Below are 25,423 nucleotides of genomic sequence, written 5' to 3'. Positions count from 1 at the left end.
TATTTATCACTTCCTTTAAAAAATCTGCGATACATTTGCATCAATTATTGCTGTTACTTTTGACTTCATACCAATGCCAATAAACAAGTCATTACCAATCAATACTTGCTTTAAAGCAATCTTGATTTCATAAACCATATTAGCTGGCAGATAAACGTTCAAAATATAACGGATATTATCAATTTGCGTATCAGTAATGCTGCTACTATTGCCTTCAACAATGGCATTCCGTTGCCCATAATCAATCGTGATGTTAACTGGTATTTTTAAAGTGTTAAACAGTTCTCGCAAATACTTAATCGTTATCGGTCTAGGTGGCAGTAAGTGCATCAGCACTCTATTCTGTCTGGTAGCCAAATCATCGCCAGGACTTGGCTGCACACCAACCTGATTTTCAAATACTGCAATACCCTTACTATCGGTTTGTGTCACAAATTGATTGAGCAGCGTTCGAATTTGTTTACTCTCAAATTCATCTAAGACTTGCCCGTGTGCATGCATAATAGCTTGCATTTCGTACACGTCCTGGTAATAATCTGGCAAGTAAGCCATTAAATCATTACTCATTTAGTGTCACCGTCCCTAAGATTGGCAATTGCGAAGTGCTATTATCAAACACCAATTTAATATCACTGTCAGCACCATTTAAGTTAGGGATTGTTGCGTTCATCACGCCTTCAATCTGCATAATTTGCGACAGTATTTTTGACCGGTAAATCATCATGGCATAACCACGACCAGTTTTCGGATCAATTAAATTCCAGCTTGCTCGCAAGTTTTTAAAATACTCGGTCAATTGGTCGTTAATTTGCTGTTTCACTGCATCTGCACTGTGTTGACTGTCAATCTGTATATTTGTCGCAATATCGACGGTCAAGGCTGTGGGTGCAGTTACGGTTACATTATGATCAATTGGTGCTAAACCATAACCTTGGGCCTCACTATCAGTTGGGTCAATCACATTTTTGACCTTAGTAATTAAATCCTGATTAGCCGGCATTAAATCGTTATTCAGAATGACCAGCTTAACTGTTCCTGCGCCGTTCCATACTGGATAAACCTGTGTTGCTCCTACCTCGGTAATCTTGCTGGTCATTGCTAGGTAGTCCGCAATATTGCCACCGTAGGCAATCCAATCATCTGAACCTAGCAGTCTTGCTCGTAAGTGGTCATCAGTTTCTTCATCACGAGCTGGTGCAATGATTTCAATAATTTCTGCCCAGGACAACTCGTCATTTGGCGTAACCGGTAAAATCTGCCCCAGATAGCCATTGGGTGTTGTCCCAGGGTCGTCAGCTGTCATTGCAACCGTTAAGTCATCATAAATTTGCGTAACGGTATAAAAAATAGGCGTTTCACCAATACTTGCGAATTGGTCGCCTACCTGTACATTTGTTAGTCCATTGCCATCATTATCAGTAATCTTCGCTTTAACTTCAGTTTGTGTCGCCGCATATCGAGCCGTCCCTCGTTCAGCCGCTCGATAATCCAAGAATTCGCCTTCAGCTGTTCTCACATATGTCTCCTTGATAATCATGGCCATACGTTGATTCTCCTGTGCCATAACCAAAGCTGCAGGAGCAATCGCATCATAAATAACGGAACCTTCACGCTTATCAATGTCATCTGGCACTTCGTCTAGCATTTCTTCTATATAAAAATCAACATCGTGTTCCTCGAATTCCGCTGCTAAATCATCTGGTGTCACTTATCTTCACTTCACTTTCTATTGGCACATCGCCATAAATTGTGGTGCAAGTCCCAGTCACGGATAACGTAGTGCTGTCTGACTGCTCAATGCTGTCAATCGTTACTTCGGTTACTCGGTCATCATCAAGTAATGCTTCTTCCAGCATTCGCTTGATTTCAACTCGCGCATAAGAAAACGACTTGCCAAAAAGGTCTGGTAAGTCGTTGCCATACTGGTCACTATAAATTGGATAGACAAAGCGTTCAGTTTTCAGAATTTTCCACACCGCCTGCACCATCGCAGGTAATCCATCAACCTTGTTACGTATGCGGCCATTCTTGATTTGAAAAGTCAGTGTCGGTTGATCCTCCTCAACTTCTTCATCATTATCTTGATCTTCGTCAACTGTATCTAGGTCATCATCTTCATCAATAATCACACCATCATCGTCCACGACTTATCACCTCCTATTCAAGCTTTAGCGGCTTCTTGGGTTCACGTTCAAACAAGTAGAATTGCTGGCCACCATCCATACGAATCATGGTCACCTTATCATCCTTTTTCAAACTGTTATCAAGCTCATATCTGACCTTTTCAATCAATTCAGGACGATTACCTGACGCATTGCCAACCTTGTCGCTGTGAGCATAGACTTTAACTCTGCCATTCAGCACAATCTTGCCAATATTTTTGCCCAGAACGATAAAATCATCGGTCAGAATCATGTCGTTAGCCAGTTGCACTTTTAGTGGGTCAACTGAATCAACCGTGCCATAAACAATATCACAATACTCATTGTCTGAGCCGCCTCTCTCGTGCATCATTCTGTAGAGTCGTTCACCAGCCATGATGCCATCACCTTCATTTCTAAACTGCAATTATAATCAGTGCTAAAATTATGCGTTGCCTTTAGAATCCCGCAATTCTTGATTGTCTTATAACCTACAATTTTTACTTCAACTGAATTGCCAGCCACCAAATCAAGGTTGCCAATGCAATCAACAGTCAATGTCTTATTAGCTAAATCCTTTTGCTTTAAGACATTTTTAGCTTGCTTAACCATTTGCGCATGATTAGCTTTCGACTTCTTATTCTGCGTAATCTGTAATTTGCCCCAACGCTTAACGCTCGGCATTTTCTTAGTTACTGCCTTAAAGCTAGTCTTAGAAGGATCATCACCTGAAGCAGTAGCTGTTTTCGACTTAGACTTCTTAACATTTTTCTGAATAATCTTAACCACGTTTGCCGTGTTATCGATGTCTTTAGAAAAAGTGAAGCTAGTCATGCCAGAATCAGGATCCAAAATCAGTTTCAGCTTCTTACGAGGCGCTCGACATAATTCAACCCTTGAGTAATTAGCGTAAATGAAGTACATGTGCCCTGTTGCTCGCAGTGTCTTAGATATTGCAGATTTAAGCATGTCAAAATACGACTTGCCATCACACACTTCCGCAGCTACCTTATGTTTAGGCTTATTAATAACTTTATGATTGATGCCGGCACGCTTGCATACGTTAGTAAAACGATCAGCAATTGTTCCTGTCTTCCAGACAATAGAATCTTGATTCTTCAAGTATCGCGTCTTGTCATACGCTACGACACTGACTGTCTTATCATGTTTTAGCTTGGCATTAAACACATAACCATAAAAGACCTTATGATGATCCCAGTAAAACTTAACAATGCTGCCAAGTGCTGGTAGATAAGTCTTGCCCTGATAAACTAAATCAAAATTAAGCTGACCAGCCGAAAAATTCAAATCAGTTACCCATTTCAGATTAGCGACAATGTTTTTAACATCGTAGCCTTTCTTTTTATCTCGTGACCAAATTTGAAAAAAGGTTATCATGCTCGCTTCACATCACCTTTCTTAACCCAACCACGAGCGCCACCTGATAACGTTGAAACATGAATTGGGTACTTGTGACCCGTTGCTATGTTGGTTATCTTACGTTTGGCATTCTTCTCATAAGCTCCTGGGCCACGGCCATCACTATCTAAGTGCAAGCGGCCATTCACAATCACAGTTGAGCCACGACCAATTTTCTTAGCAGGGCTATTACGGTTCTTCTTATGACCAGACTTGCGCTTTTTCTTCTTCTTTTTAACTTTCTTATACGTTGCTTTCCGATAGTCTTTTAACTCCAAGGTGTAAATATACTCGCCATCATAACCGTCTTTGAAACCTGGCTCAAAGCTAGCAATCGTCATTGTCCTACTTAGTTCAGTAGAAGCGACTACTAGCTGCACTCGACCTTTACTCTTCTGAATTTCCTCCAGCCAATCGATATAGTAGGTCGGTTCGTGAAAATCTGTTGTTGAAACAAAATGATCGTCTTTAGGGAAGGTACTCGCAATTTCGATCGTGCTAAGCTTCAGTGGGCCCAACTGATTAATCTCACCCAAGTTAATTACCGTTTGTGTCTTATCATCAGACTCATACTTGATTTTTAGGTCACTCGGATTAAGTGGCAATTCAATTGTTGAGTTATCAGCATAGTTGGTTATGTAAACGGCAAACTTATCATCATTGTCCATTAAAGCCTCCTATTATCAATTTCAACCATACGATTCTCAATTGCTGTCATTATGTCATCAGCCGTCTGTTGTGGCTTGTCTGAGCCATTAACAACAATGGCACCTTTAGCAATCGTTACAACTTGGCTATTGCTGTTACTGCTGCGATTAGAAAATACCTGGCTACGTGCCAAACTCGCTGGTGTTATTGAACCAGAATTTGCATAATTAACACCCACAGTGCCACCGGTATTGGCGGCATCAATTAATCCAGCTCCTGCAGCACCAACTAAACTAGCCGTCTTATTCATTCCTAAAGCCATACCTTGACCGATAAAACTACCAACCTCAGCAAACAGCCGTGATGGTGAGTGAATTTGTGCTTTCGCACGTGCTGCTCGATTAGCTTGTGCAACTAATGCATTGGCTGCAGCGGCTACTGCTCCAACTTCGGAACGCATACCAGCTGCAAGCCCAGCGCCAATCATAACGCCAGCTGACCGCATAGCACCTGCACCACTTCTAGCAACGGCAGCAGCTCTTGAAATAGCCGATTGAACAGCGGCAACCATTCGATTACCGCCACTTCTAACTGCGGTAACAGCCTGATTCATACCAGATCTGACTGCAGAAACTGAACCTGCCATTGACGGTCTGCCTACATGAGGAGCAGGGATATTTCTCAACTTCGGCATTTTAGGTTGTGGAATAACTGGTCTTGCGACTTTAACATGTAACGTCTTTAGCTTAGGTGCTTTAGGTGTTGGTATTTTAGGTTTGGCAACTTTAGTATGAATTGTTTTCATTTTAGGAGCTTTTGGCGTTGGCACCTTAGAAGTAGCAACTTTCATTTTAATTGGTTTACTGCCAAGTTTAGATTGAACTACCTGTTGTGTACTATTTAATTTAGAAGTATCTGCCTTAACCGGAATTTTAGCTCCATTTTGAAACTTTCTGATTGGATCAGTATCAAATGTATAGCCAACTTTGACCTTCTTATTTAAAGCTAATTTATTACCAGTTACATTGCCCATATTCATGATTGAAGCATTGCTCTGAGCGATGTTAGGCATTTTAATATTATTCATATCAGAACTAGTTGTTTTAGCTTTACTGTCTAAATTATCTAACACATTCATGACATTAGCTGTTGCACCATTATTAGCAATATCTCCAACTTTGCCAAATGTACTACCAATACTGCCTAAATCGGATTTTAAATCATTAATTGCATTTTTGGCATTACTAAAGCTCCAATTGAAAGTAACCAAATCTCTAAACGCTTGAAGAACAATATTAATCACATCAATAAGTGCTCTAAAGGCAAAAATTATGATCGCAACATCATCTATTAAAATTGTAATGGCATCTACCACAATCGCTATTGCCATTGCTAAAGAGTACAGTGCAACAACAACGACACCAGCTATGATTCTACCAACACCACCTAATAATGAGCCTACAGGGCTTAAAGCATTACTCAAAGTTCCGATAGCTTGTCTAAATGGTTCAAAAATTGTTCCAAGATTATTAAAAATACCTGAAATAAAGCTTCGAAATCCCAAGAAATTATTTTGCCACGACCACACTGCAATAGCTATTACGGCAGTTATGACTGCTAATACTATCGCAATTGGTCCTGCTGCTGCACTAATTGCACCTATAATTTCTGGTCCAATAGCAGAAACAATTTCTGTAATTTTTGATATTGCATTTACTGTCAAAAATACAGTATTTGCTATTCCCTTTACAGCTTTAAATGTAATTAAGGCTCCTGCAAGAACTTCGATTGCTTTAGCAACTTGTTGTATTTGGCCTGGACTCAGCCGTCCAATACTACGTAATCCTGCAACAACTGCTGTAAATACAAGCCCTTTCATACCACTTTTTAAAATAATAAAAGCGGCACCTAAAGCTTCAAGTGTAGCAGGATTCATTTGTCCTAATGCTCTAGCTATTCCATCTATTGCATTAGCAGCTCCACTTACTACACTACCTGCGAAACTACCAAGTTGAGTAAAGAAATTATTATTTCCCCCAGATGAAGCTTTGGTCATAATGTCAGTAATAATGCTTCCTATGTCTTGCAGCGTTTTTTCAATTTCTATTCCTGCACCCGACATTTCAAATCCTTTAGTCACGTCACTGAAAGCCGACTTAATTCTATCGAATACATTTAAAGCCTTGTCTGCAAGACTATCAAAATTCATATCACTTAATTTGTCAGATAATTTGCTAATTGCGTCAATACCAATTTGACTGAATTTCTTGAACTGCGGCTGCAGTTTATTAGCCAAAGTTTCTCTTAAACCGTCTGCTGCTTGACCTACAGTCTTATACTGTGTTGCCATTTTACTAAAGTTTGCATTTGTTCCGACTTCAGCAATTGCTTTGAGCAAGTCAGCAGATTTTAATGAACTATTCTTGCCTTGAGAATTAGCAATCAACTGCGCTGTTGTCATGTGCATTTTCTTGGCAACTGCTGACATCCCTGCCGGTGCCTGTTCCATCATTAGCTTTAAATCTTGCCACTGAACCATTGGCTTAGCTGCCATTTGAGTGGCTTGTTCTGACAAGGTCTTCATTGCTTGCTTTGGATCAGTAGCCGAAGCAGCTAATCCAGCAAAACCTTTAACCAGTTGTCCAGTATTTTTTGTACCAATTGCGGCTAACTGACTATATGTTGAAGCCATATCACTAGATGAATAAATGGTTGCTTGAGCAAACTGTTGCATCGAAGCTCTAGCACCAGCAATTTGTGCTGGCGTCTTACCAATCTGACGCATATTGCCATCGAAAGTATCCCAAGCTACCGTTGACTCATTTAATTCGCCAACCATACTACGAATACCGCTACCAGCCATTGCCATGCCTTTGCTAATCGTACTACCGACAACCTGTGCACCAACCATTGACTTAAAAAAGCCATTGGATTGCTTAGTAGCATTGCCAAACATGTTGCCACCGCTCAAGGCACCCTTTAGCCTGTCAAAGCCATTCGTTCCAGCACTAAGCCCCGATTCAAGCTTTCTTAGCGTTCCACTAAAAGCGTCATTCAACCTGATAGTTGTTTCAATTACTCCCATCTAAAACCTCCTTTCTTGCAATAACAAAAAAGGGGCAAGACCTAATCACTAGACCTTGCTCTCCCTTTCCATTTTCTTTATTTCTTCTTCCTCATGTTTCTGTCTAACTTCAATTGACGCAATAATTAATGACTGCTCTCTTGCGCTTAATTCTGTCCATTGCTTTGGTGTCCAGTGGTATTCATTAAGTACGTAATGATAAGCGCCAAAGTCGCCAACTGAGTTCTCAATTAGTTTTTTGCTGTATTAATAACGGCTTCGGAATCTTCAATTCCCGAAATCTTCATAATATGGTCAGCGAGTTCACTATATTCACCAATAGTTAACATTCTTTGCAGTAATTTAGCCGCATCGCCATCAACTACACTATAGCTTTTCATCAGTTCTGCATTGTGAAGATCTGGCGAGACAACACTTGCTTCGACAATTAAGTCAGTGAATTTGTTTTGGTCAGTCTGAGCCTCATACTGATGCGTCTTACTGTTTAATTCTTGTTTAGTCGCCTGATTACGTAACCTTGTTACATCTTCAGCCAATAGTGACTTAATTTTAAACGGCGATTTAAAACGTTTAAATTTAACGTTTTCCGTTTTAACGGGATTTTCTACATTCTTCATTAAAAAGTCATTGATATTTTCAGTCATTTTTATTCTCCTTAAGCTAAACTACCATTAAATTCATTAATTAAGCTAAATCCTTCAAACGAGAAGTCAGATTTAACTTCCATCACACCATCGTCTGCTTTGAAATCGGCAATCGGAATTGTGTCAAGGTTAACGTTATTGAGTTGAACAACTTGTTTACCCCAATCAGTTGTCTTGTCTTCAATTGTTAAAGTAATGTCAAAGTACAAGTCACGACCATTCTGAACGTATGGCATTGCTTGCTTAATCCAATTAGAGTTAATCAAGTAGCCACTCAACGTTCCAGTTCCTTCAATGGAAGTAGTCTTCTTCCGCTTCCAGTGCGTACCTAGTGTTTGAATATCTTCCTTTTTCTTTTCCAATTTGGCTGTAAACTCGTTGCACTCAATCATCTTATAGACTTGACCACTAATCGTTAATGTTACAGTCGCTTCTTTGGTCGAAATTGCGTTTCTACCATTTAAAAAATCACTTGCTTCTAAAGGCATATTATTCCTCCTATCCTACATTAATTGTGACGTACAGTTTCTCCATTGCGTCCACAGGCTTGACTGCCAAATCGACAACAACGGCATCACTGTCTTCACCGGGATTAACCGTAATGTCAGTTGCACTAAAGTCTTGAATTACGTTACTGTCATTCAAACCTTGTAAATAACTAACTCGATTAGCTTTGAACAAGTCACGACCAGCGGCATTATTGCCAACTTTTCCTAAATAGCTCTGTTCAAAGACTTGTTCAGTGTCAGTCGCAATTTCGTCTAATACTCGCAAAACCTTATTCTTGCTGAATGACTTTGGCTTGTCTTTCGTAAATTTAGTTAGTGAATTAATATCTTGCTCAATCACTACTCGCTGCCCAGGTCTGGTAGTAAAGACAATTTGACCAGCGTTTAATGCGGCAATGGTCTTATCGTTATTCAGTCTTGGGTTAGCACTAATGGCATCTTCAACCTCGGTATAAGTTAGTGAAGCTGAACCATCAACTGAACTGGACAGTCCAGCAAAATATCCTGTTGCATTAGTGACAGATAAGTCTGTACCGTCATTCAAAGTTAAGCCGTTAGCGACAACAGAAATTCCTTCATAATTAGCTTGATTGATGCTGGAACTTGCTGGGATTATCCCACGAATCTTCATACCTTCGGTGTCACGTAGCCGTTTAACTGTCGTAACCAGTAGTGCATGAATATTACTGTCTTCTGGATAGCCAGCTGTGGTGACAACGGCATAATTTTCAGTTTCCATTGCGTCAGACATTAAGTCTTCGGTTTTATCCGGTGTCGTCGTCCCATCTTTTAATTGATAACTGCCTGCTGCACTAATTGCTTCTAGTTTTGCTTGACCGTTATCTTGCTCGGTCATTGTTGGCGTCACATAATCGTTAGCTAGTAAATTATTACCTGTTGTCGTTGTAATTGTTTGTTCATCAATGATTTCAGTGCCGAATAACGTAGTAACTGTAATGTTGGTTGTATTATTCGGGTCTTTTTCAACTGAAATGCTAATATCATTGCCCTTAGTACCCGGATAAGTTGCTTCGAACTTCCAAGGTAGTGCTGGGTCAGACACACTTGCCCGTACGCCATCATTGGTATTTAAAAAGAGGACTGTTTCAGCCCCCTTTAGTACCTGTTTCAATGCCATAAGTTTTGGATCATCAATTGTTGTTCCCAATAGCTCCTTGAAATTACTATCGTTGTGTAATTCAATAATGCCTTTCTTACCCCAATTTAGTTGCGCATTACTTAATAATAGTGTTCTACCTAAATTAGAATCAGAAGTTGGTTGAGCAACGCCTTTAACATTAATATATGCTCCAGGACGTCGCTTATTCTGCGTTTTCCATGTTCCGCCTGCCATTTAAATTCCTCCTTTAAATTTCTTAATTGCTGCTTGTAATTCTTCAACTGTGTATGTCTTACTATCGTTTAAAACGGTTCGTAAAATGTCCTTTTCAACAGTTGCAAACAGGTTGCTGTTAAGAATAGCTTTCTTTGTAAACCTGTTTTCTGGCTTGGTAACAGCGCTAAACGGCTTTTCCTGCACTGTCTCAGTCTTTGACTCTGCCATTCACATCTACCTTTCTTTGCTTAATCGTTCTATCTTGCTTAATTGCCCATGTCCATACTTCGAATTTAACTTCTAGTACAGTGTTAGCTGTATCAATGTCAAATTCACGATTATGAATACTGGCAAAATTGTTTAATTGCGTAAAATCGTCTAGCAGCTTATCTTCCACACGCTCCATATCTGCATTTGGGTGGTCAGGATTAGGAAAATACACTATCTGGTAGTGATATTTTCGGTCTTGATTCTCAAATAGCAGTGGTGTAGTTGCAGTTAGAATTTTCTGGATAAAAAAAGACGGCTCCTGAAAGTTGCTGTCTTGGTTTTCTGTATAAATTACTGCATCTGGAAAGATTACTGCTATTTCGTTTGCTATGCGCTCTGTAATTGTCATGATAATAGGTTCCTAAACTTAACTAACAATGGCGTAATTAAGAATGGTAATTGGCTTTCAATTTGCGTTTTGGACTTCTCCATAAAAAATTGCCCCGGTACCCAACTACCACCACCACGGGTTCGGTGACCGTTCTCAACAAAAGACGAGTATTCAGCATTGTTGCTAAGTTTAATGCCCCAACCTGTGCCATCATAGTGCGGACCATCAACCTGCCAAGATCGACGCAAGTTACCAGTATCAACCGGCGTATTAGCTTTGAACTGCTTGAGTGACTGCTGACCAATTCGACCAGCACTCTCACCAATCGCTTGCTTTAACTGACCACTATTTACGGCATTCGTAATCTTGTCAGTAAATGCCTTAAACTCGCTGTCATCAACCGTTCCCAAACTCATGCTTTCTCATCCCTCACCATTGCTAGTTCTTGATGACTGGCATAACCAGTATAGCCTTTGCCTGCTCGTTTATACTGGACAACTTTGCCATTTATATCAGTTACACTGATGCGGCTACCTGCTGGAATATCAATTCCTGTTCTAATCAGCAATTCTGCATCATATTCGTCAGTACCAAAAAACGACTGTGTGCTGGCTTTCTGTCCTTTTAAGATAACTTTGCATGGTTCATCAGAAACAATCGTCACGGTTTCACTATCAGTAATAGCGCCATGCTTAATTGCTCGCTTGCCAGTAATCGTTGCTCTGTCATGCCAAAGCAATGGTGCTGCTCTGGTCAGTCCGCCAAATATATTCATTGCTTTGGTAACCTCCTAAATTTGTTTAATATCGAGCGAAAATCATCGCTTATTGTATTAACAGTCTGCAAATTCTTATAAACTTCGCTAGATTGCTTAAACGTTACAGAAACATCACCTTCAGTAATTGAGCTTATATTGCTATCACTTTGCTGGCCCTTAAGCCAGCCATGTGTATCAAGCAATTGCACGGTTAAACTAACAATTGTGCTGCATAACTCTGCTGGCAACTCATCAATCGGTGTATTGCAGTAATTAGCAACATCATTGATCGCCTTCTCAACTGTAAAATCAACGATACTTTCATAGCTTGAATTATTGTCACTATTGGGTAGCAGTAGTTCAGTCTTCTTAACTACGTCATCGTATTTCGAATAGTTTTTGTAGTCCATTAGCTATTTACTAGACTTTGTAGATTTGGTCGCCTTACTTACTGGTGCATCTTGCTCTGGTCCAACATCTTCAGTTTGCGGAGCTGACGAAGCAGAAGCTGTAGGCTTATCAGAAACAACAAACTCAATTCCAGCTGCCTTAGTTTGTAATAGAAGAACATCATTATATGACTCTTCATAGTACAAGTAATTGCCTGAATTAGCTGCACTTGGCGCGTCAAAACCAGCAAATGAATATTTCTCAGGTGCAATTTGGATACCATTGTAAATTAAGAACATATCAATTTGCTTAGAATCATCAATTGTCTTGGAACCATCGCTAAAATCAAATGCTGTTTGCATTAAGTCAGCTGGGACAATCACAATCTTGACAGAATCAATACTGTAAACCGTTCTTTGCGGGTTATTGGCATCAATTGACATGTTACGATTTTTCGCAACAGCTCGCTTTAAAATCGCATTAATTTTAGGCGTGATATAAAGCACTCTGTTTTGAGCTGGTATACGTGCCTCATCAAAGTCCAGCATCATATTGTCAAATGCTTCAAGAATGTTGTTTTCATCGAGTGAATCAGTAGTAATGCCCTTGCCACCATCTAAGTCATTCTTTTGACTATATAGACGGCTAAACATAAATCTGTCTTGTTCTGGCATCTTTTGTGTTAAATTAAATTGCTTAGTAATGTTAGCAATCGAAACAACATAGTTAGTTTCATCAACATCAAGTGGATCTACAAGCGTTTGCCAATAACGTTCATTAGTTAATTCGTAACTTTCCCAGTCGTTTGAATAGTTGGTGCTAAAACCTGTAATTGTCCTCCGTTGCCGATCCTTTCGCCCAGAGAGAATGGTCAGCTTAGGCAGTTTAATGTGCTTTGCGCCATCGAATTTAATCATTGAATTTGATGGTGAGTTCCACAGATCTCTTGAATATAAAACACCGTCCATATTGTAGAACGAGTCTTGAATTGCTTGCTGATATTGCTCAGCAAAATTAATTGTTGTCATTGTTATTTACCAATCCTTTCGTAAATATATTTGTCATAGTTTGAGTTTCATTATTACCAGTTGGCTGGCCATTTGCAGGTGTGTATGGCTGCTTACTGCCCTCATCAAACAAATAAGCATCAGACTGCTTAAGCTCTTTTACCTGTTCATCTAAGCCAATCAAATTGTCCTGCTCATCAAGCTTGATGTTATCCATATTAAGTAATGCTTTGGCAGCCTTAGTATTGCGTACTTTACTTTGCGTCAAAGACTGGTCAATTGCATTGTTTAACTTAGTCTGACTTAACTGGTCATTAAGCTTGGCTGTGTCCTGTTTGTACTTGTCTTGCAAATCCTTTAATTGACTAGAAACGTCATCGTTATCCTTGACTTGTTTCTGCAGCTTTTTCAAGTCCTTGTCACGATTAGTAATCTGCTCAGTCAATGATTTATTGGTTTCCTCAAGTTCAGTAGACTTAGCCTTAATTGCATTAACATCTTCACCATGCATGATTATGACCTTGTCAATCACATCTCCACTCAAACCTAACTTTTCTAAATCTTCTCTTTTCATTTTCTGCTCCTTTAACATCTTTTTACGAGTTGACTTCTCGCAAGGGTATAAAAAATAAGCCTTTTTACGCCATGCTCAGGGCAAACAAAAAGCAGGGAGTTAATCCTGCTACAATCTATTTTGATAATTCCTTTAAATATGCTTGTCCATTTTCTGTGAGCAACGATCGATGCATATTATTAACAACGATTTCTAGCATGCTATTAATTTCAAAAGCTTGACTATCAACATAGCCTTTATTCTGTAAATCTTTTAGCACATAAACTGTCTTATTATACGGTACATTAATTGAATCAAATAATTCGTTTAATTCTTTGCCACTCGGCATCTCCATATTTTCATCATATTTATTAAAACTTTCTAATAAAACACGAGCTATTTCATCTCTCATAATTTCCTCCTATACAGCTTTTGCACTAACTACATCAGATAGCCATACGTCATCTTTAGGATCATCTGCCATAAAAATTGTTCCAGGTTGATCGTCTTCTTCATTTTCAATTTCATTAACAAATATCGTCCTTTCAGTACCGTCTTTAAATTTGAAGTCAACGTTTCTAGCTCTGAAATTATTAAGAATATCAATAAAACTCATACCATCAATCTTCATAACTAGCCTCCCTTATTTTAAATAATCTGGCCTTTGTGGAGTAATGTGAGCACCATGCTTTTTACTGCATGAAATACGACCATTCTTCGTAGGATGCTTATTACCATCAACATCAGCCCAATACCCAATATAATTATCAGACTTAAACTTAAATGCGCCTCTATTTTTAGAATTAGGCTCATGTCCGTACTTGTCGATTAATTCTTGCGCTTGTTCAGCTGATATTGTTAATTCACTTACTGGATTTTTTCGTCCTTTAACATAATTATTAAATTCTGATGTATCTTTTACATGCTTATTATACGCCTCAGCATTAAGTTCTTTCCATTCATATTTACCACTTTTCTTTGGTTCCATTCTTACTGCATGATTTTCAATCTTAATATCTATGTTGTCAACATACTGCTTCTTCCATTCACCGAAGCTCATATTGTCAACTAGCTTACCTTTGCCAGTTTCTGGGTCACGCATCCAACGTGTCTCAATGTCTGGCAGGGTATCGTCATAAGGTACAGTTGTGCAGCGGCAGTATGGATGTATTAACGGGTAATTCTCACCGTCAATTCTATCCTTAACATTAAAAATCTTGCCATCTAAATAACCACACTGCTCGCAGGTATGCGACTCAAGTGTGGCCATATATTCGTACTGTTCAATTTTCGAATCTTCATAAAACTCAGCTGTTGCGTTCTCAGCAGCGTGTCCCATTTCCGTAACAACTAACCGATGAATCTGATTGTTCGTAACATCAGCAAATCGATCTTTGAGCATTCTTGTAACTCGATCAGCAGAATAACCAAGCAATGTTCCTCTTAGCAAAGCGTCTGTCAGTTGGTTAGGCAAAACATCATGGTAATTCTTCCAAATTCTCTTAGAAAAGTTACTGCCTTGCCAGGGCTGATTAGCAATTTGTTTTAGTTGCGTTTCATTGAAATGCGTAAAGTCAACGCTGAAGCCATTGTGTGAGTCCTGCCAATTGTAATTCTGTTGCAGATAGGTATCTTGAAACTGATTTGCTAACGCGTTCTCCATATTGTCAAACTCTTTGTCCACAAACTTACTACCTAACTCCTGCAGCTGCTTGTTAATGTCCTGTAAACGAGCAATTCTACTCTTAAAGTACTCATTATCTAACTCTTTATTAAAGCCACCTGCCTTGGCTTTCTCCTCAAATTCCTTGAGTGTCATTTGCCAGTTAGTAGTGTTGACGTGAGCTAATAACTTTCTTGCACTAGGTACATCAATGTCATTGTTCGCTGCATAACGTGTCAGGAACTTGTCAGTTTCCTTTTGGATTTCATTAAACAGCATTTTCATGCGACTGCGCAATGCAGCTTCATAATCCGTAGCATTGTCCAACTGACGTTGCTTTAGCTCAAGCTGTCGGTTCTTCCAGTAATTTCTAGTCTTCCTTGTCGTCATCTGGACCACCGTTTAACTTACCAGGCTTATCATGCTCATCATCACTAGCATATGGATCACCTGCAGCAATATCTTGCTTCTGGTCTTTCAGTTCTTGCTGCCAATCATCAACTAACGGATTGTTCTTTGCAATTGCTTCCTTACTGGTGTAATTTGCCAGCTGAGCAATTGTTTGCGCTTGTGTTAAATCATCTTCAACCTGTGTTCTCGTCCATGTCTGCGTGATTTTACGCCCTTCTGGATTAGATAAATTCAGATAGTTCATGATTGCCCTAACTAATTCGTTAATTGCATCTCTGAAATGTGTCTCAGTATTAGCTGCTTTCATTTCCAAATGTGAATACAACATTTTGATAGCTACACCACTCGCATTAGTTGATTCAAACTTGCTAGGGTCAACTCCTTGACCATAAAGGAATATGTCTTCACGAGTGATTTTCAGTGCATCATCTCGAGCTTCTGTTGGTATATCAATCGTCAGCTTATCAACGCCAGACTTGTCACCCAAACCATCATTTTCAAACTTTATAGCACTGTGCTTTCGTAAATCAGCCATAAACTGATCTAAGTCAGCCTTACCAAAGTTAGTCAGAACTAATATTACTTGCTGGACATCGTCCAAATCGTTCAGGAAACCATTGTAAATGTCATCGTAAGCATCAATTAAGCCCTTATATTTCAGTAAATCAGGCTGTTGGTACTTATTTTTAGGGAAAGCAATAAACGGAACACGTCCTAGACCATGCTTATAAACATTGCTCTGACCAGTTTCATAGCCCGCTGTCATATCATAGCTAGTAAAACAATTGTACGGTTCTAATTTGAATGGATTAGCATTATCAACTTCTCTATATATCTGGCATTCTTTATCTGTCCAATACTCATGAATATTAAAGTATTTACCTGTATCAGGATCTAGCTGTCTATAGCTGCGAAGAACTGCCAGTAATTTGCGATTAAGTTCAGTTGACCAAATTGGTGTTATCTGACTAGGCTCAATCACACCATACCTGAAATTGCCGTCTTCATCAATCCAATAATGCAACCATGCAATACCGGCATTTGCTGCATCGATAACTAGCTGATTGAGTGTCAAATTAAAGTTGTCGCCTAGCACAGCACTAACTTTATCACTGTCAGCCTGACTGCCCACATCAATCTGCGGTGCAACTGTGGCCACATAACCCGCTTCTTGATTAACCAACAGCTGATGAAAGTTTGAACTAACGCGGTTATCTGCGTGCCTTAGCGGTTTGTCCTTGCCGTCTTTATTCATCTCAGACTTGCCACTATTTTTGTTAGTAATATCATTCTGAGTCTTGTAATAGCGTAACGATTTCTCATAGTCTGCAGTAAAACTGGCTCGTTCCTTTGCAGTGCCCAATATTAATTCTTGTACTGCCTTTATTTCCAAGGTACATAACCTCCTCTCTTCATTGCTGTTCTCATACCATATCTGACCGCATCAATCGTGTGGTCATCACCATCCGGATACTTCTCAATAAAATTACCCATGCCATCTTTTTTGTATTCGTAGCCTTGAAACTCCCTCGCTGCGTTGGGACATGTCCTAGGGTCGATTACAATCTCAGACAGGTCTTGCAGCCATTTATAAGTAAACTCACGACTGCCTGATCCTTTTTTCACGCCAACAACGTTTAAGCCTAAGTCGCGCAGTTCTCCAATAATGTCCGGTGAAGCCGAATCAGCCGAAATCATCTCATTCTTTGGATTTAGTGGCTTAATCTTTACGACGGCTTCACGACTCAACATGTGAGTTTGGTAAATTTCATCTAGTAAGAATATTCGCCGTCTATTTGGCTCATAGGCAATATCCAGATATGCTGTTGGGTCCTTAGCATAACCAAAGTCCATGCCGTGATAAAAGTCATCAAAGTTAGCACGTTCTTCCTGCGTAATAACTCGGATAGTAAGATTGTCAAATACCTCCGCACCTGTACCAGTTACTTCACCCAAATATTCGTGCTGATAGGCTTTTTCATTATCATGTTTGAGCTGTTCAGCGTCAGCAATAAACTCTTTACCAAGCCATTCTTGCGGGACTGAGCGGTAATCAGACGAATGTACTAATGTATCTTTTCGTAAACTTTGCTGTTCTGTTGCTTCGTTGACCCAATTACGCTGACTAGCTGGTGGGTTATAGCTGCTAAACGTAACAATACCGCTGCCACCTCTGTTAAGTGACTGATTAATGTTACGTATTTCTTCCATGCCCTTGAAGTCCGATATTTCTTCAAAGTGCTTAAATTTTGTGTAACCGTGTCTGAACTTCTGTGACTTAATCTTTTGCGGTTTGTCTGCACCTTTGAATCTAATCTGCTGACCTGTTGGTAAGTATGTTAGCTGCATTGGACTCGTTGAGCTTGCCCAATAATCAGCAACGCCTAGCTTGTCAATTGCCCACAGATATTGGTCAAACACCGAATCACGCAACGTTGCCGCAACTTTACGAATAACTACTGCATTTGCTTCTGGGTCTTGCATCATGCCCAAGATAATTACGATGGAAACAAAAGAGGACTTGGTACTACCTCGTCCCCCTTTCAACCAATAATTAGCATAGCGATGATGTTTTACATCTTGATAGACTGAATAAAAAGACGGTGCAATTAGCTTCGTTAGTCTAACTGTCATCGTCTTCGCTCTTTTCTTCGTCTGGTACATCGTCAATAATCTTTACTGGACTTGCTATATTCGCATTAACCTCACGCTTCTCTGTCCACATTGCTGAACGCTTACCCAGCAGTTCTGCAGCCTTAATCCTATCTCTTGCTTCAACCGGAACATCTTTGTAAATACCTTTAGCAGTTGCTACATCTTCTGTTTGTTCGCCTCGCATGACAGATGACAAATACTCAAGTATCTCTTGCTGATCAGCAACTTTATCGCCAGAAACTTTCTTCTGCAATTTTTGCAGGTATGTCGAAATTTCAACTTTCTTCAAGTTTTGTTGTCCAATTGAATAGGCAGTTTTTTTCGAATAGCCAGCTTTTCTCGCTGCGTCCGTAGCGTTTCCCGAAATAATATACTCTTCGGCAAATCTCTTTTGTTTAGCAGTTAAACTCAATATTTATCATCTCCTTTCAAGCTAATTTGCTAATTATTCTAAATATTTGTCTATGCTTTCTTTGATTTTCTTAGAAAAAGCAGCATTTTCCTTACTCATTTTTTGAAATTCTTTGTCACGATCTGTCATGGTCTTGCTTGTTTCTTTATCGAATCTATCAAAATCACTTGCTACACATTTTTTAATTTCATTTATCATCTTTTCTACTACTTTTGTAGCATTTTTAAAGATAATACAATCTTGTGGTGCATCGCATTTTTTCACTTCATCAGCTGCAAACATCGTTGTACGATTTTCTTGATCATCATAATAATTAACAACCAAAAAATTATTAATAAGTTCTATACTTGTTGCTGAATTACACGTAAATTCCTCCATATTATTTTTAAGTTTAATTGTTACTTTTCCCATGTTTAACTTTCCTCCGCTGGTTCATATGTCTTATTAAAAATGTCAGGTTTACACGGATAAAACTCGCCATTTACACCTTTAATGATGTAATCACCCACATTAGCAATCATCATACCTTCCAGCGTTTCAATCTTTAACACAGGATGCTTCGGATCTTTATAACTGACTCTAACTGGGTCAAGACCTAATTCGTCATTCAAAGCTAACATCGATTCCGTTGTATCAAAAAATCTGATTGCTTCAACAACTACTGGCTTCTTTCTGTATTTCATATTGCTTTCCTCCAAACAAAAAGACGGATGATTAAACCGTCCATAGCTATTAAGAATTATGCTAGAGGCTGGACTCGAACCAGCGACATAAGGTTTGGTTACCTCTTTGCTTTACCGACTGAGATACTCTAGCAAACAGCGGTTATAGGAATCGAACCTATATAAGAGACCGTCACCGCTAACCAATATACTGGAGGAAATGCTCCGTTAAAACTGGCGTCGAAAAGCCAGATATTTTCCGCTACCCAATCTTTCGACAGTACTAATATAGCACCTATTAACCCCGACTTGACCCCGATTCTGCACCGATATTGCACCGATTTACAATTTTTAGGTCAGGTATATCTACATCATAAATAACCTTCCAAGTTTCAATAGTATCGGCAAACTGGCAACACGCATAGCGCTTTAAATCTCCATAGCGAGAATCACTATATTTTACCTTGTCAGCCACTTGCCAATCTTTTAATTCATCTATATATAAAGCTTTTAAAATCGTTCTAAAAGGCTGATTTTGACTATCTGAGCAATGATCTATTGCTTGATAAACAGCTTTACATTTATCCTGCATATCAAAAATTTGGGCCATTCTTATTTCAGCACTATTTCGGCCATGAACTGCTATACCTGTTGGATCAAGCTGTGGACTTTTCAAGTCAGTACGATGTAACCCAGCCTTAATTAAATAATTAGGGAAAGTATACTTAAAAAAGATACGTACTCGATTGGCTGTTTCTTTTTGATTAATATTCAAGCCTAAATCTAAATTCTCCACATGCTCAATCCTTTCGTCACTTTACAAAAATTTCTGTATCATTGCCGTTTATCATGTACTTGCCACCGATTGGAATATCACACCAGTGGAATTTCTTAACCATAATTTCGCCATGTGTCCTGCGTTTAGCAGATTCAGTTGAACGTGCTTTGATTCCCCAATAGGCAAGATTCGACAGACTAGATAAATAGACGCTTTGATATTGGCAAATAAATGGCTGTTTAAGCTTCAAATGATAGTGGTCAATTATCAGATTAACTGTCTGTCGTGCATGTCCAGTTATGCTTGCTGTTTCGCCAATCGAATAGCCATCTTTGACCAATTGAATTATTTGGTCATCATAATAATGCGATTTATATTTATACGGGCAGACTTTTCTAGGATTGCGTTGCTTACGAACTTTAGCACCTGTCACGCGATGCAATTTAATCATTAACGGCTCACTATCAGGAATAGCCAAGGTGCCGTATTTAGCTTCAATTTCATGAATTAGGTCATAAGGAATTATCATAATTAGTCACCGAAATAATATTGGAAACATTGACTAACACTGGACCGAGAGCCTGGTCGGTCAGCTTAATAAATTTCGTATCAGACAGTTTACCCATAATTTGCTTCATTGTTTCCTTAACGTGATAAGATGTCCTGCCATCATTTAAGCGGACTATCGAATTAGTATCCATACCCAATCAGGTCTCCTTTCACTATTGCAATTGCTTCTTCAGGACTGCGAGCAATTCCATGACAAATGCCACGTTCAGTAAGCATTTTATGAAACCGAATCTGATCAGGTCTAGGCTTGCCCATTGCATTTTTCACCTCAATAAAGAATGGCTTATTCAGATTGTCATATCCGAATAAATCGGGAAATCCTTTTGGCAAACCAGTATCAAACCACCGACCATTTTGCATTAAAACCTTGCCAACATTTGCGCGAAAAGTAAGGAACCCACAGAATGAAAACAGTTTGCGAATATTGTTCTGTATGTCATGCTCTGTTGTTGCTTTAGTGATAATGCCTTGCTCGTAAGCCTGCTTAATAACATCAGTCATCAGCTGGCACCTTCTCGCAATCTTGTAAGCCGTAATATTTAATTTCTTCATCGGTAAATTTAAATGAATCATTATCTCTACATTCTAAATTCGTAACAATAAATGTAGAATTTGTAGACTGTCCTATTTGATACCAAGAACTTGGGTAAGTATGCGGTACTTTTACATACCATTTCTTTTCAGGTACAGGTTTGAACTGCTTCCATAACCAATCAACACCGCCCATTGCTTCAATATAATATTTAAAATCATCATCTAATTGATCACTAACAATGTTATCTAAAGTACGGTAACTTATTGGCTCAGGTTTTTCACTGGGTCCAAAATATGGATATTCCTTTTTAAAATATAAACAAACGCCATTTCTACTGAATATTCTTTTTTCTTCAGTCATTGCTATGCCTCATCCTTATTTAATAAGCCTAAAATTTCATTCGTATCATCAACAACATCAGATACCAAATCGCTTAATAATTGATACGCATTAGCATTCTCGCTAAGTTCCATATTAGTACCAGCTACAATCGCTTTATTTTGTAATTCGTTAAGTTTAGTAATTACCTTTTTATCCATTATTCTTCTCCATTAAATAGATACCCAGTTTTACGGATTCGTACCGCTGACATACATTTTCTGCGGCTTTTAAACTAGTAAAAGCCTCAACGACTTCTTGCTTATTCAAATTTAAAATTCCATAAAACAATTCTGTGTCGACATAAAGCGGCACAATTTCAAGATACTCACCATTGGTTTTTCGATAAGTTTTCTTATTAGTAGCTTCTTTCATGTTTAATTCCTTTAAAGTTTCAACAGCTTCTCGGTCTTTACCTTTGATATACGGCACAGACACTCTGAAAAATTGAGCTAATTTAAGCCAAACAGTTTCTTTTGGATGTGTTTTTTCACTCTCATAATTATTAAATGTCCCACAGTTTATACCTGTCATTTTCTCAACATCATCTAGTGTCAGCTTGCGCTTTAAGCGCAGTTCTCTAATCCTGTTCATCGCTATCATCCTCATCACTAACTATTTCTAACTTAGTCTGTCCATCGGCTTCTTCATCTTCGGAATCATTGATTAGTTCCTGCTGTCTAGCTTCAAGGTTGACTTTCAAGCCTACACCTTGCGCTATTTCATTTAGTTCATCTAATGAAATATTTTCAGCCGAAGCAGTAAGCGAAATCGTTACTGTTCCGTCCTTAGTTTTGAAATCCTTAATATCGCCATTAAATTCTAAAGTTTTGCCGTTCATGTGATTAATCCTTTCTATATCCGATTGAAATTGTTAATTTAAGTGAAGTATCATCAGCGGTTTGCTGAGCAACTATCTTATCCAACCTCAATTTCTGTTTATCTGCTAAATCATTAATTGTTTGAATTTGTTGTTTAGCTGCTTGTAAACGATTATCTAATGCCATATTTATCTCCTTAATTTAAAAAATGCTGTTTTTTTGATTTAACAAAGCGATTTTAACTGTCTTAATTTAAAAATCGTCTGTTTTTTGATTTAAGAATTGGGTGTAGGTTTGTGTAGGATCTGTGTAGGTTTCAAAAGTCCTACACGACTTACTCCCACAAAGATTTACGGTACGTTCTGTGTAGGATTTGTGTAGTTTTCCCTTACTTTTATATATATTTTTATTTCTTTTTTATTTTTATTCTTTAGAAGAAAAAATATACATATCCTACACACTAATCTGCAAGCCCTTGCTACTGCTGACTTTTATTGATGTATGATTACTTGAAAATCATACACAAATCATGCACCAATCCTACACACATTAATAAATTGTTCCTTGCATTGTCTTTTCATTCCAAGAAAATCTTGAATCCTTCTTTAATCTGATGCCTAAATATTCAATTCCTTGCCTATTTCGTATTTTCTTAAATCGGTTACTCATCTCACGACCAAATTTATTGTTCGACATTCTTGAGTAGTTATTCGTCCCTTTGGCCCACTCAACATAAGCTTCAAACAATACTGTTGATTTTTCATGATAGTCATCGCCAGTTTCACATTGTTCCTGAATAAATGCGGCTAAGACATCCATCTCACTGCGATATTCTGCTGAAGCGTCAATTACAGCCTGCGGTTGTTTTAATCCTCCAACTAAATAAAGAATTGTACCTTCAACCATCCAGTTCAATATTCCCCGACTCTCTGCTCTCAACTTACTTTCAAGGTTGGGGTCAACTTGATTTTTCGGTACCGTATAATTGAATGGAATTAATGCTAACCTGCGCCAAATACCCATATCAGTACCACGAATAATTGGTTTATGATTAGTCGCCATAAGAAGTGTAAACTTGGGCTTAAATTCGAACACATCACCGTAATTAAATCTAGCTGCAATAGTGTCGCCACCAGTCATTTGCTTAACTAAGCCTTCGTTTAAGCGATTACCCTCATTTGCTTCGGACGTGATAACCATTCTGGCAGTCTGTAATCTAGCCAATTCAGGCGTTGGACCTGAATTAATCTGTTTACTCATAATTGCTGATACATCCATCGTTTTGACATAGCTGCCCAAAATGTATTGGATTGTATTCAGAAACACTGATTTACCGTTGCGCCCATTACCAAATAGAATGAACATAATTTGCTCCCTGGTAGTTCCGATTAACGAATACCCCAGGGCTTTTTGTACGTAATACATCAGAGCCTTGTCGCCTTGGAATATCTGGTCTAAAAAATCAATCCATTCAGGGCAGTCGATGTTGTCCGTAAACTCAACACTGGTGATATGGCTGAACATTAATTCGGGCTGATGGTCATGCAATTTGCCGTCCCGTAGATCAACATAACCTGACGGTGTATTCAGATAATAATCATCATGGTCCCAGTCTTCATGAGTAACAGTTAAGCGATGCTTGAGCATGGTTGTTAAATCACTATGGCCTTTACTAAGCCGTTCATGATGTTTGAATTTTTGCCATTCACGCAAGATTGATTTTTGGACTTTGTCATCAGTGCCAGCTGGAATCTGTGGTCGTTCCTTTTTCAGTGAGTCGACTGCCACATCAATTGCCTTACCTAACATACCCGAACCATCTGATCGCCAAACATTGTTATCGTAATAGAACCACTTTTTATCACCGGTTAAGTAGCGAAAACGGTCGTGACCATACATATCGATAAAACGGTCGGCCATGCCCATATCGTCAAGGCTGCGCTGCTGTTTTGGTTTAACTGATTTTTTATTCCAAGCAAACCTTGAATCATTAGTATCAACAGAATCAGAGCCACCGTAAACATTTGTGCAATCATCAATCGCCTTTTGCAGCGTAATCGCACCATAGGTACTTGAACCTGTCTTACGGTCCCATTTATCTCTAATTAATGAGCTGTTTCGGAAAATGGTATCCATTTTCTTGAAATCTCTACCAGTCCAGAATGCTAAATCATTGGCAAATGCCATGTCAGCTTCGGAATGTGACAGATAAAATTTATCCCAGCCACCATTCATAAAAAGTGTAAATCGTTCACCAGAACGGCTATTTGATTCAGCCTTAGAAATAATCTCGCTGACCGATAAATCGACTGAGCCGCTGGAATTAGTAAGCTGCGGACTTACCTTATCGGGGCCAAAGATTGTTTCATACAGCACCCGCATATCCTTGTCAGATAACGTTTGAATAATTGGGTTAGGTTTACCAATCGTATTACCAGTTAAAGCAAAGAACCTGCCTGATTGATACATTTCAAAGTGACCTTTGCGTCGATGTCTGCCAGGTATCTTGCCCTTGAAGATGGCATGAATACCTTTGCCTGATTGACTTACTTCCATATAGGTGTTGTGAGTTAATTTTTGAAACTTAACAATCAGATTATTTTCGTCACGGTTACCCTGGGACCAGGTTTCTAAATCGTCCTCAATATTGTCAATGTCCAAGCCCACATAGCCACCAGTAAAGTAGAATGCTAGACCTTTTGCTCTGGAAATATTAGATAACGATTGATAAGCAGTTTTAAAATCTGACCAGGTTGCCGGATCATTTGATTTGCCGTTAGTGCCATCAAACGGATTAATCGGTATCTTGGTATTTTTATGACGGGCTTCCACATAACGTAATTCGAAGTCGCCCCACTGTTTTAAGTCCCGAAGTTCTTTCGGGATATTTGCGTAATTAAATTCCATAGGCTAAAACGGTAAGTTATCATCGTTAACGTCAATCGTGTCGCCTGTACCTGCGAACGGGTCTTTTTGCAACGGATATTTTGTTGGCTTCCATGAATTGGTAAATGTACTATTTTGATCAGTTACTTTTCCTTGAAACTTATTTTGACCAACAATGACATGAATTCTAACCGGCTTACCAATTAACATCTCCATAAACTGATCTTCTGATTTAATTTCAGTACCTTCTGGAATGCCATAGGCTTTAGCAATACTGTTTAAATCTTCATCTTTAAAGTGCCCTGTAGGCTCACCATTTTCATCTTTTTCAGTCCAGACATTGGCCCAGTAATGCCGACCATGACATTTTGCATTGGTCTTAGCTAACTCCTTAACTTTGTCCAAATCTTTGCGAACAATAAATTCAAATTTCATACATTGATGACCACTTTTTGAAGCATCCATCGTCACACTATGAGTTCCCATTTCGTAGTCACCTTCTGGAAGTAATTGCTTTTCTTCTCCTGCTTTTGAATAATCAACACTAAAAAATCCCATCGTT

The 25,423-nt window shown here is 38.8% G+C and carries 36 protein-coding genes and 1 tRNA gene; all 37 read right to left on the bottom strand.

Features of this window, described 5'->3' with window-relative positions; translation table 11 throughout:
* Positions 1 to 15 precede the first annotated feature (15 nt).
* The 37 genes from OZX76_RS04085 to OZX76_RS03905 all read right to left on the bottom strand — a co-directional run bounded on the left by OZX76_RS04085 (position 16) and on the right by OZX76_RS03905 (position 25,419).
* Positions 16 to 567, bottom strand: a complete 552-nt coding sequence (locus OZX76_RS04085; protein ID WP_277181201.1) for a putative phage tail protein — start codon at positions 565 to 567, stop codon at positions 16 to 18.
* On the bottom strand, positions 560 to 1,708 hold the full coding sequence (locus OZX76_RS04080; protein WP_277181198.1) for a baseplate J/gp47 family protein: 1,149 nt from the start codon (positions 1,706 to 1,708) through the stop codon (positions 560 to 562). Before OZX76_RS04080 ends, OZX76_RS04085 begins: the two co-directional genes overlap by 8 nt.
* The gene (locus OZX76_RS04075; protein WP_277181490.1) at positions 1,695 to 2,045 is read right to left on the bottom strand and encodes a DUF2634 domain-containing protein; all 351 of its coding nucleotides are present in this window, start codon (positions 2,043 to 2,045) and stop codon (positions 1,695 to 1,697) included. Before OZX76_RS04075 ends, OZX76_RS04080 begins: the two co-directional genes overlap by 14 nt.
* Before the next feature lie 112 nt (positions 2,046 to 2,157).
* Complete coding sequence (locus OZX76_RS04070; RefSeq protein ID WP_277134344.1) at positions 2,158 to 2,538, bottom strand: DUF2577 domain-containing protein; 381 nt, start codon at positions 2,536 to 2,538, stop codon at positions 2,158 to 2,160.
* Positions 2,511 to 3,539, bottom strand: coding sequence for a late control protein D (locus tag OZX76_RS04065; RefSeq protein ID WP_277134342.1), 1,029 nt, complete (start codon positions 3,537 to 3,539; stop codon positions 2,511 to 2,513). The genes OZX76_RS04070 and OZX76_RS04065 overlap by 28 nt, the downstream gene beginning before the upstream one ends.
* A complete protein-coding gene (locus OZX76_RS04060) occupies positions 3,536 to 4,228 on the bottom strand; it encodes a hypothetical protein (protein WP_277134341.1) in 693 nt (230 codons plus the stop codon). The genes OZX76_RS04065 and OZX76_RS04060 overlap by 4 nt, the downstream gene beginning before the upstream one ends.
* Entirely contained in the window at positions 4,228 to 7,293 is a 3,066-nt protein-coding gene (locus OZX76_RS04055; protein ID WP_277181196.1) for a tape measure protein, read from the bottom strand. The genes OZX76_RS04060 and OZX76_RS04055 overlap by 1 nt, the downstream gene beginning before the upstream one ends.
* A 230-nt stretch (positions 7,294 to 7,523) precedes the next feature.
* On the bottom strand, positions 7,524 to 7,937 hold the full coding sequence (locus OZX76_RS04050) for a hypothetical protein (protein ID WP_277181194.1): 414 nt from the start codon (positions 7,935 to 7,937) through the stop codon (positions 7,524 to 7,526).
* Positions 7,938 to 7,948: 11 nt separating this feature from the next.
* Positions 7,949 to 8,425 carry a phage tail tube protein gene (locus tag OZX76_RS04045; RefSeq protein ID WP_277132479.1) on the bottom strand — a complete coding sequence of 159 codons (477 nt, stop codon included), beginning with the start codon at positions 8,423 to 8,425 and terminating at the stop codon, positions 7,949 to 7,951.
* Positions 8,426 to 8,435: 10 nt separating this feature from the next.
* Complete coding sequence (locus tag OZX76_RS04040; RefSeq protein WP_277181191.1) at positions 8,436 to 9,800, bottom strand: phage tail sheath family protein; 1,365 nt, start codon at positions 9,798 to 9,800, stop codon at positions 8,436 to 8,438.
* A complete protein-coding gene (locus OZX76_RS04035; RefSeq protein WP_277181189.1) occupies positions 9,801 to 10,010 on the bottom strand; it encodes a hypothetical protein in 210 nt (69 codons plus the stop codon).
* The gene (locus tag OZX76_RS04030; RefSeq protein WP_277181187.1) at positions 9,991 to 10,401 is read right to left on the bottom strand and encodes a DUF6838 family protein; all 411 of its coding nucleotides are present in this window, start codon (positions 10,399 to 10,401) and stop codon (positions 9,991 to 9,993) included. Before OZX76_RS04030 ends, OZX76_RS04035 begins: the two co-directional genes overlap by 20 nt.
* On the bottom strand, positions 10,398 to 10,799 hold the full coding sequence (locus OZX76_RS04025; RefSeq protein WP_277181185.1) for an HK97 gp10 family phage protein: 402 nt from the start codon (positions 10,797 to 10,799) through the stop codon (positions 10,398 to 10,400). Before OZX76_RS04025 ends, OZX76_RS04030 begins: the two co-directional genes overlap by 4 nt.
* Positions 10,796 to 11,158: a hypothetical protein gene (locus tag OZX76_RS04020; protein ID WP_277181183.1), complete on the bottom strand. Its 363-nt coding sequence runs from the start codon at positions 11,156 to 11,158 to the stop codon at positions 10,796 to 10,798. The genes OZX76_RS04025 and OZX76_RS04020 overlap by 4 nt, the downstream gene beginning before the upstream one ends.
* Positions 11,155 to 11,550 (bottom strand): hypothetical protein, encoded by a 396-nt coding sequence (locus OZX76_RS04015; protein ID WP_277181181.1) that lies wholly within the window; start codon positions 11,548 to 11,550, stop codon positions 11,155 to 11,157. Before OZX76_RS04015 ends, OZX76_RS04020 begins: the two co-directional genes overlap by 4 nt.
* Before the next feature lie 3 nt (positions 11,551 to 11,553).
* Complete coding sequence (locus tag OZX76_RS04010) at positions 11,554 to 12,558, bottom strand: capsid protein (protein ID WP_277181179.1); 1,005 nt, start codon at positions 12,556 to 12,558, stop codon at positions 11,554 to 11,556.
* Positions 12,545 to 13,111 carry a phage scaffolding protein gene (locus OZX76_RS04005; RefSeq protein WP_277181177.1) on the bottom strand — a complete coding sequence of 189 codons (567 nt, stop codon included), beginning with the start codon at positions 13,109 to 13,111 and terminating at the stop codon, positions 12,545 to 12,547. The genes OZX76_RS04010 and OZX76_RS04005 overlap by 14 nt, the downstream gene beginning before the upstream one ends.
* Before the next feature lie 115 nt (positions 13,112 to 13,226).
* A complete protein-coding gene (locus tag OZX76_RS04000) occupies positions 13,227 to 13,502 on the bottom strand; it encodes a hypothetical protein (RefSeq protein ID WP_277181174.1) in 276 nt (91 codons plus the stop codon).
* Positions 13,503 to 13,511: 9 nt separating this feature from the next.
* A complete protein-coding gene (locus OZX76_RS03995) occupies positions 13,512 to 13,721 on the bottom strand; it encodes a hypothetical protein (protein WP_277181172.1) in 210 nt (69 codons plus the stop codon).
* Between the two features lie 12 nt (positions 13,722 to 13,733).
* Entirely contained in the window at positions 13,734 to 15,143 is a 1,410-nt protein-coding gene (locus tag OZX76_RS03990) for a minor capsid protein (RefSeq protein ID WP_277181169.1), read from the bottom strand.
* On the bottom strand, positions 15,124 to 16,557 hold the full coding sequence (locus OZX76_RS03985) for a phage portal protein (RefSeq protein ID WP_277181167.1): 1,434 nt from the start codon (positions 16,555 to 16,557) through the stop codon (positions 15,124 to 15,126). The genes OZX76_RS03990 and OZX76_RS03985 overlap by 20 nt, the downstream gene beginning before the upstream one ends.
* Positions 16,548 to 17,798 carry a PBSX family phage terminase large subunit gene (locus OZX76_RS03980; protein WP_277181165.1) on the bottom strand — a complete coding sequence of 417 codons (1,251 nt, stop codon included), beginning with the start codon at positions 17,796 to 17,798 and terminating at the stop codon, positions 16,548 to 16,550. The genes OZX76_RS03985 and OZX76_RS03980 overlap by 10 nt, the downstream gene beginning before the upstream one ends.
* The gene (locus tag OZX76_RS03975; protein ID WP_277181163.1) at positions 17,788 to 18,231 is read right to left on the bottom strand and encodes a terminase small subunit; all 444 of its coding nucleotides are present in this window, start codon (positions 18,229 to 18,231) and stop codon (positions 17,788 to 17,790) included. The genes OZX76_RS03980 and OZX76_RS03975 overlap by 11 nt, the downstream gene beginning before the upstream one ends.
* Positions 18,232 to 18,264: 33 nt before the next feature.
* On the bottom strand, positions 18,265 to 18,642 hold the full coding sequence (locus OZX76_RS03970) for a hypothetical protein (protein ID WP_277181161.1): 378 nt from the start codon (positions 18,640 to 18,642) through the stop codon (positions 18,265 to 18,267).
* 2 nt (positions 18,643 to 18,644) lie between these two features.
* Positions 18,645 to 18,914, bottom strand: a complete 270-nt coding sequence (locus tag OZX76_RS03965) for a hypothetical protein (protein ID WP_277181159.1) — start codon at positions 18,912 to 18,914, stop codon at positions 18,645 to 18,647.
* Positions 18,915 to 18,973: 59 nt separating this feature from the next.
* A tRNA-Gly gene (locus OZX76_RS03960) sits at positions 18,974 to 19,047 on the bottom strand.
* A 144-nt stretch (positions 19,048 to 19,191) separates the two neighbouring features.
* On the bottom strand, positions 19,192 to 19,689 hold the full coding sequence (locus tag OZX76_RS03955; RefSeq protein WP_277181157.1) for an ArpU family phage packaging/lysis transcriptional regulator: 498 nt from the start codon (positions 19,687 to 19,689) through the stop codon (positions 19,192 to 19,194).
* Positions 19,690 to 19,705: 16 nt separating this feature from the next.
* Positions 19,706 to 20,200, bottom strand: a complete 495-nt coding sequence (locus OZX76_RS03950; protein WP_277181155.1) for a hypothetical protein — start codon at positions 20,198 to 20,200, stop codon at positions 19,706 to 19,708.
* Entirely contained in the window at positions 20,184 to 20,372 is a 189-nt protein-coding gene (locus tag OZX76_RS03945) for a hypothetical protein (protein WP_277181152.1), read from the bottom strand. Before OZX76_RS03945 ends, OZX76_RS03950 begins: the two co-directional genes overlap by 17 nt.
* Positions 20,362 to 20,742, bottom strand: coding sequence for a VRR-NUC domain-containing protein (locus OZX76_RS03940; RefSeq protein ID WP_277181150.1), 381 nt, complete (start codon positions 20,740 to 20,742; stop codon positions 20,362 to 20,364). The genes OZX76_RS03945 and OZX76_RS03940 overlap by 11 nt, the downstream gene beginning before the upstream one ends.
* The gene (locus OZX76_RS03935; RefSeq protein ID WP_277181148.1) at positions 20,735 to 21,136 is read right to left on the bottom strand and encodes a hypothetical protein; all 402 of its coding nucleotides are present in this window, start codon (positions 21,134 to 21,136) and stop codon (positions 20,735 to 20,737) included. Before OZX76_RS03935 ends, OZX76_RS03940 begins: the two co-directional genes overlap by 8 nt.
* Before the next feature lie 2 nt (positions 21,137 to 21,138).
* A complete protein-coding gene (locus OZX76_RS03930) occupies positions 21,139 to 21,315 on the bottom strand; it encodes a hypothetical protein (RefSeq protein ID WP_277181146.1) in 177 nt (58 codons plus the stop codon).
* Positions 21,308 to 21,748, bottom strand: a complete 441-nt coding sequence (locus OZX76_RS03925; RefSeq protein ID WP_277181144.1) for a helix-turn-helix transcriptional regulator — start codon at positions 21,746 to 21,748, stop codon at positions 21,308 to 21,310. Before OZX76_RS03925 ends, OZX76_RS03930 begins: the two co-directional genes overlap by 8 nt.
* On the bottom strand, positions 21,735 to 21,995 hold the full coding sequence (locus OZX76_RS03920; RefSeq protein WP_277181142.1) for a hypothetical protein: 261 nt from the start codon (positions 21,993 to 21,995) through the stop codon (positions 21,735 to 21,737). The genes OZX76_RS03925 and OZX76_RS03920 overlap by 14 nt, the downstream gene beginning before the upstream one ends.
* A 4-nt stretch (positions 21,996 to 21,999) precedes the next feature.
* Positions 22,000 to 22,161 (bottom strand): hypothetical protein, encoded by a 162-nt coding sequence (locus OZX76_RS03915; protein ID WP_277181141.1) that lies wholly within the window; start codon positions 22,159 to 22,161, stop codon positions 22,000 to 22,002.
* A 363-nt stretch (positions 22,162 to 22,524) separates the two neighbouring features.
* Complete coding sequence (locus OZX76_RS03910; protein WP_277181139.1) at positions 22,525 to 24,882, bottom strand: phage/plasmid primase, P4 family; 2,358 nt, start codon at positions 24,880 to 24,882, stop codon at positions 22,525 to 22,527.
* Positions 24,883 to 24,885: 3 nt separating this feature from the next.
* Positions 24,886 to 25,419 carry a DUF669 domain-containing protein gene (locus OZX76_RS03905; protein ID WP_277181137.1) on the bottom strand — a complete coding sequence of 178 codons (534 nt, stop codon included), beginning with the start codon at positions 25,417 to 25,419 and terminating at the stop codon, positions 24,886 to 24,888.
* Positions 25,420 to 25,423: the final 4 nt, after the last annotated feature.

The organism is Lactobacillus sp. ESL0677 (genome assembly GCF_029392875.1).
Classification (GTDB): domain Bacteria; phylum Bacillota; class Bacilli; order Lactobacillales; family Lactobacillaceae; genus Lactobacillus.
This window is presented reverse-complemented; position numbering and strand designations above follow the sequence as displayed.

Excerpts from the sequence above, each read along its gene's own strand:
- OZX76_RS04085 (WP_277181201.1), bottom strand. The coding sequence starts at position 567 with ATGAGTAATGATTTAATGGCTTACTTGCCAGATTATTACCAGGACGTG.
- OZX76_RS04070 (WP_277134344.1), bottom strand. The coding sequence starts at position 2,538 with ATGGCTGGTGAACGACTCTACAGAATGATGCACGAGAGAGGCGGCTCA.
- OZX76_RS04065 (WP_277134342.1), bottom strand. The coding sequence starts at position 3,539 with ATGATAACCTTTTTTCAAATTTGGTCACGAGATAAAAAGAAAGGCTAC.
- OZX76_RS04060 (WP_277134341.1), bottom strand. The coding sequence starts at position 4,228 with ATGGACAATGATGATAAGTTTGCCGTTTACATAACCAACTATGCTGAT.
- OZX76_RS04055 (WP_277181196.1), bottom strand. The coding sequence starts at position 7,293 with ATGGGAGTAATTGAAACAACTATCAGGTTGAATGACGCTTTTAGTGGA.
- OZX76_RS04050 (WP_277181194.1), bottom strand. The coding sequence starts at position 7,937 with ATGACTGAAAATATCAATGACTTTTTAATGAAGAATGTAGAAAATCCC.
- OZX76_RS04045 (WP_277132479.1), bottom strand. The coding sequence starts at position 8,425 with ATGCCTTTAGAAGCAAGTGATTTTTTAAATGGTAGAAACGCAATTTCG.
- OZX76_RS04040 (WP_277181191.1), bottom strand. The coding sequence starts at position 9,800 with ATGGCAGGCGGAACATGGAAAACGCAGAATAAGCGACGTCCTGGAGCA.
- OZX76_RS04035 (WP_277181189.1), bottom strand. The coding sequence starts at position 10,010 with ATGGCAGAGTCAAAGACTGAGACAGTGCAGGAAAAGCCGTTTAGCGCT.
- OZX76_RS04030 (WP_277181187.1), bottom strand. The coding sequence starts at position 10,401 with ATGACAATTACAGAGCGCATAGCAAACGAAATAGCAGTAATCTTTCCA.
- OZX76_RS04025 (WP_277181185.1), bottom strand. The coding sequence starts at position 10,799 with ATGAGTTTGGGAACGGTTGATGACAGCGAGTTTAAGGCATTTACTGAC.
- OZX76_RS04020 (WP_277181183.1), bottom strand. The coding sequence starts at position 11,158 with ATGAATATATTTGGCGGACTGACCAGAGCAGCACCATTGCTTTGGCAT.
- OZX76_RS04015 (WP_277181181.1), bottom strand. The coding sequence starts at position 11,550 with ATGGACTACAAAAACTATTCGAAATACGATGACGTAGTTAAGAAGACT.
- OZX76_RS04010 (WP_277181179.1), bottom strand. The coding sequence starts at position 12,558 with ATGACAACAATTAATTTTGCTGAGCAATATCAGCAAGCAATTCAAGAC.
- OZX76_RS04005 (WP_277181177.1), bottom strand. The coding sequence starts at position 13,111 with ATGAAAAGAGAAGATTTAGAAAAGTTAGGTTTGAGTGGAGATGTGATT.
- OZX76_RS04000 (WP_277181174.1), bottom strand. The coding sequence starts at position 13,502 with ATGAGAGATGAAATAGCTCGTGTTTTATTAGAAAGTTTTAATAAATAT.
- OZX76_RS03995 (WP_277181172.1), bottom strand. The coding sequence starts at position 13,721 with ATGAAGATTGATGGTATGAGTTTTATTGATATTCTTAATAATTTCAGA.
- OZX76_RS03990 (WP_277181169.1), bottom strand. The coding sequence starts at position 15,143 with ATGACGACAAGGAAGACTAGAAATTACTGGAAGAACCGACAGCTTGAG.
- OZX76_RS03980 (WP_277181165.1), bottom strand. The coding sequence starts at position 17,798 with ATGACAGTTAGACTAACGAAGCTAATTGCACCGTCTTTTTATTCAGTC.
- OZX76_RS03970 (WP_277181161.1), bottom strand. The coding sequence starts at position 18,642 with ATGGGAAAAGTAACAATTAAACTTAAAAATAATATGGAGGAATTTACG.
- OZX76_RS03965 (WP_277181159.1), bottom strand. The coding sequence starts at position 18,914 with ATGAAATACAGAAAGAAGCCAGTAGTTGTTGAAGCAATCAGATTTTTT.
- OZX76_RS03950 (WP_277181155.1), bottom strand. The coding sequence starts at position 20,200 with ATGATAATTCCTTATGACCTAATTCATGAAATTGAAGCTAAATACGGC.
- OZX76_RS03945 (WP_277181152.1), bottom strand. The coding sequence starts at position 20,372 with ATGGATACTAATTCGATAGTCCGCTTAAATGATGGCAGGACATCTTAT.
- OZX76_RS03940 (WP_277181150.1), bottom strand. The coding sequence starts at position 20,742 with ATGACTGATGTTATTAAGCAGGCTTACGAGCAAGGCATTATCACTAAA.
- OZX76_RS03935 (WP_277181148.1), bottom strand. The coding sequence starts at position 21,136 with ATGACTGAAGAAAAAAGAATATTCAGTAGAAATGGCGTTTGTTTATAT.
- OZX76_RS03930 (WP_277181146.1), bottom strand. The coding sequence starts at position 21,315 with ATGGATAAAAAGGTAATTACTAAACTTAACGAATTACAAAATAAAGCG.
- OZX76_RS03925 (WP_277181144.1), bottom strand. The coding sequence starts at position 21,748 with ATGAACAGGATTAGAGAACTGCGCTTAAAGCGCAAGCTGACACTAGAT.
- OZX76_RS03920 (WP_277181142.1), bottom strand. The coding sequence starts at position 21,995 with ATGAACGGCAAAACTTTAGAATTTAATGGCGATATTAAGGATTTCAAA.
- OZX76_RS03915 (WP_277181141.1), bottom strand. The coding sequence starts at position 22,161 with ATGGCATTAGATAATCGTTTACAAGCAGCTAAACAACAAATTCAAACA.
- OZX76_RS03910 (WP_277181139.1), bottom strand. The coding sequence starts at position 24,882 with ATGGAATTTAATTACGCAAATATCCCGAAAGAACTTCGGGACTTAAAA.
- OZX76_RS03905 (WP_277181137.1), bottom strand. The coding sequence starts at position 25,419 with ATGGGATTTTTTAGTGTTGATTATTCAAAAGCAGGAGAAGAAAAGCAA.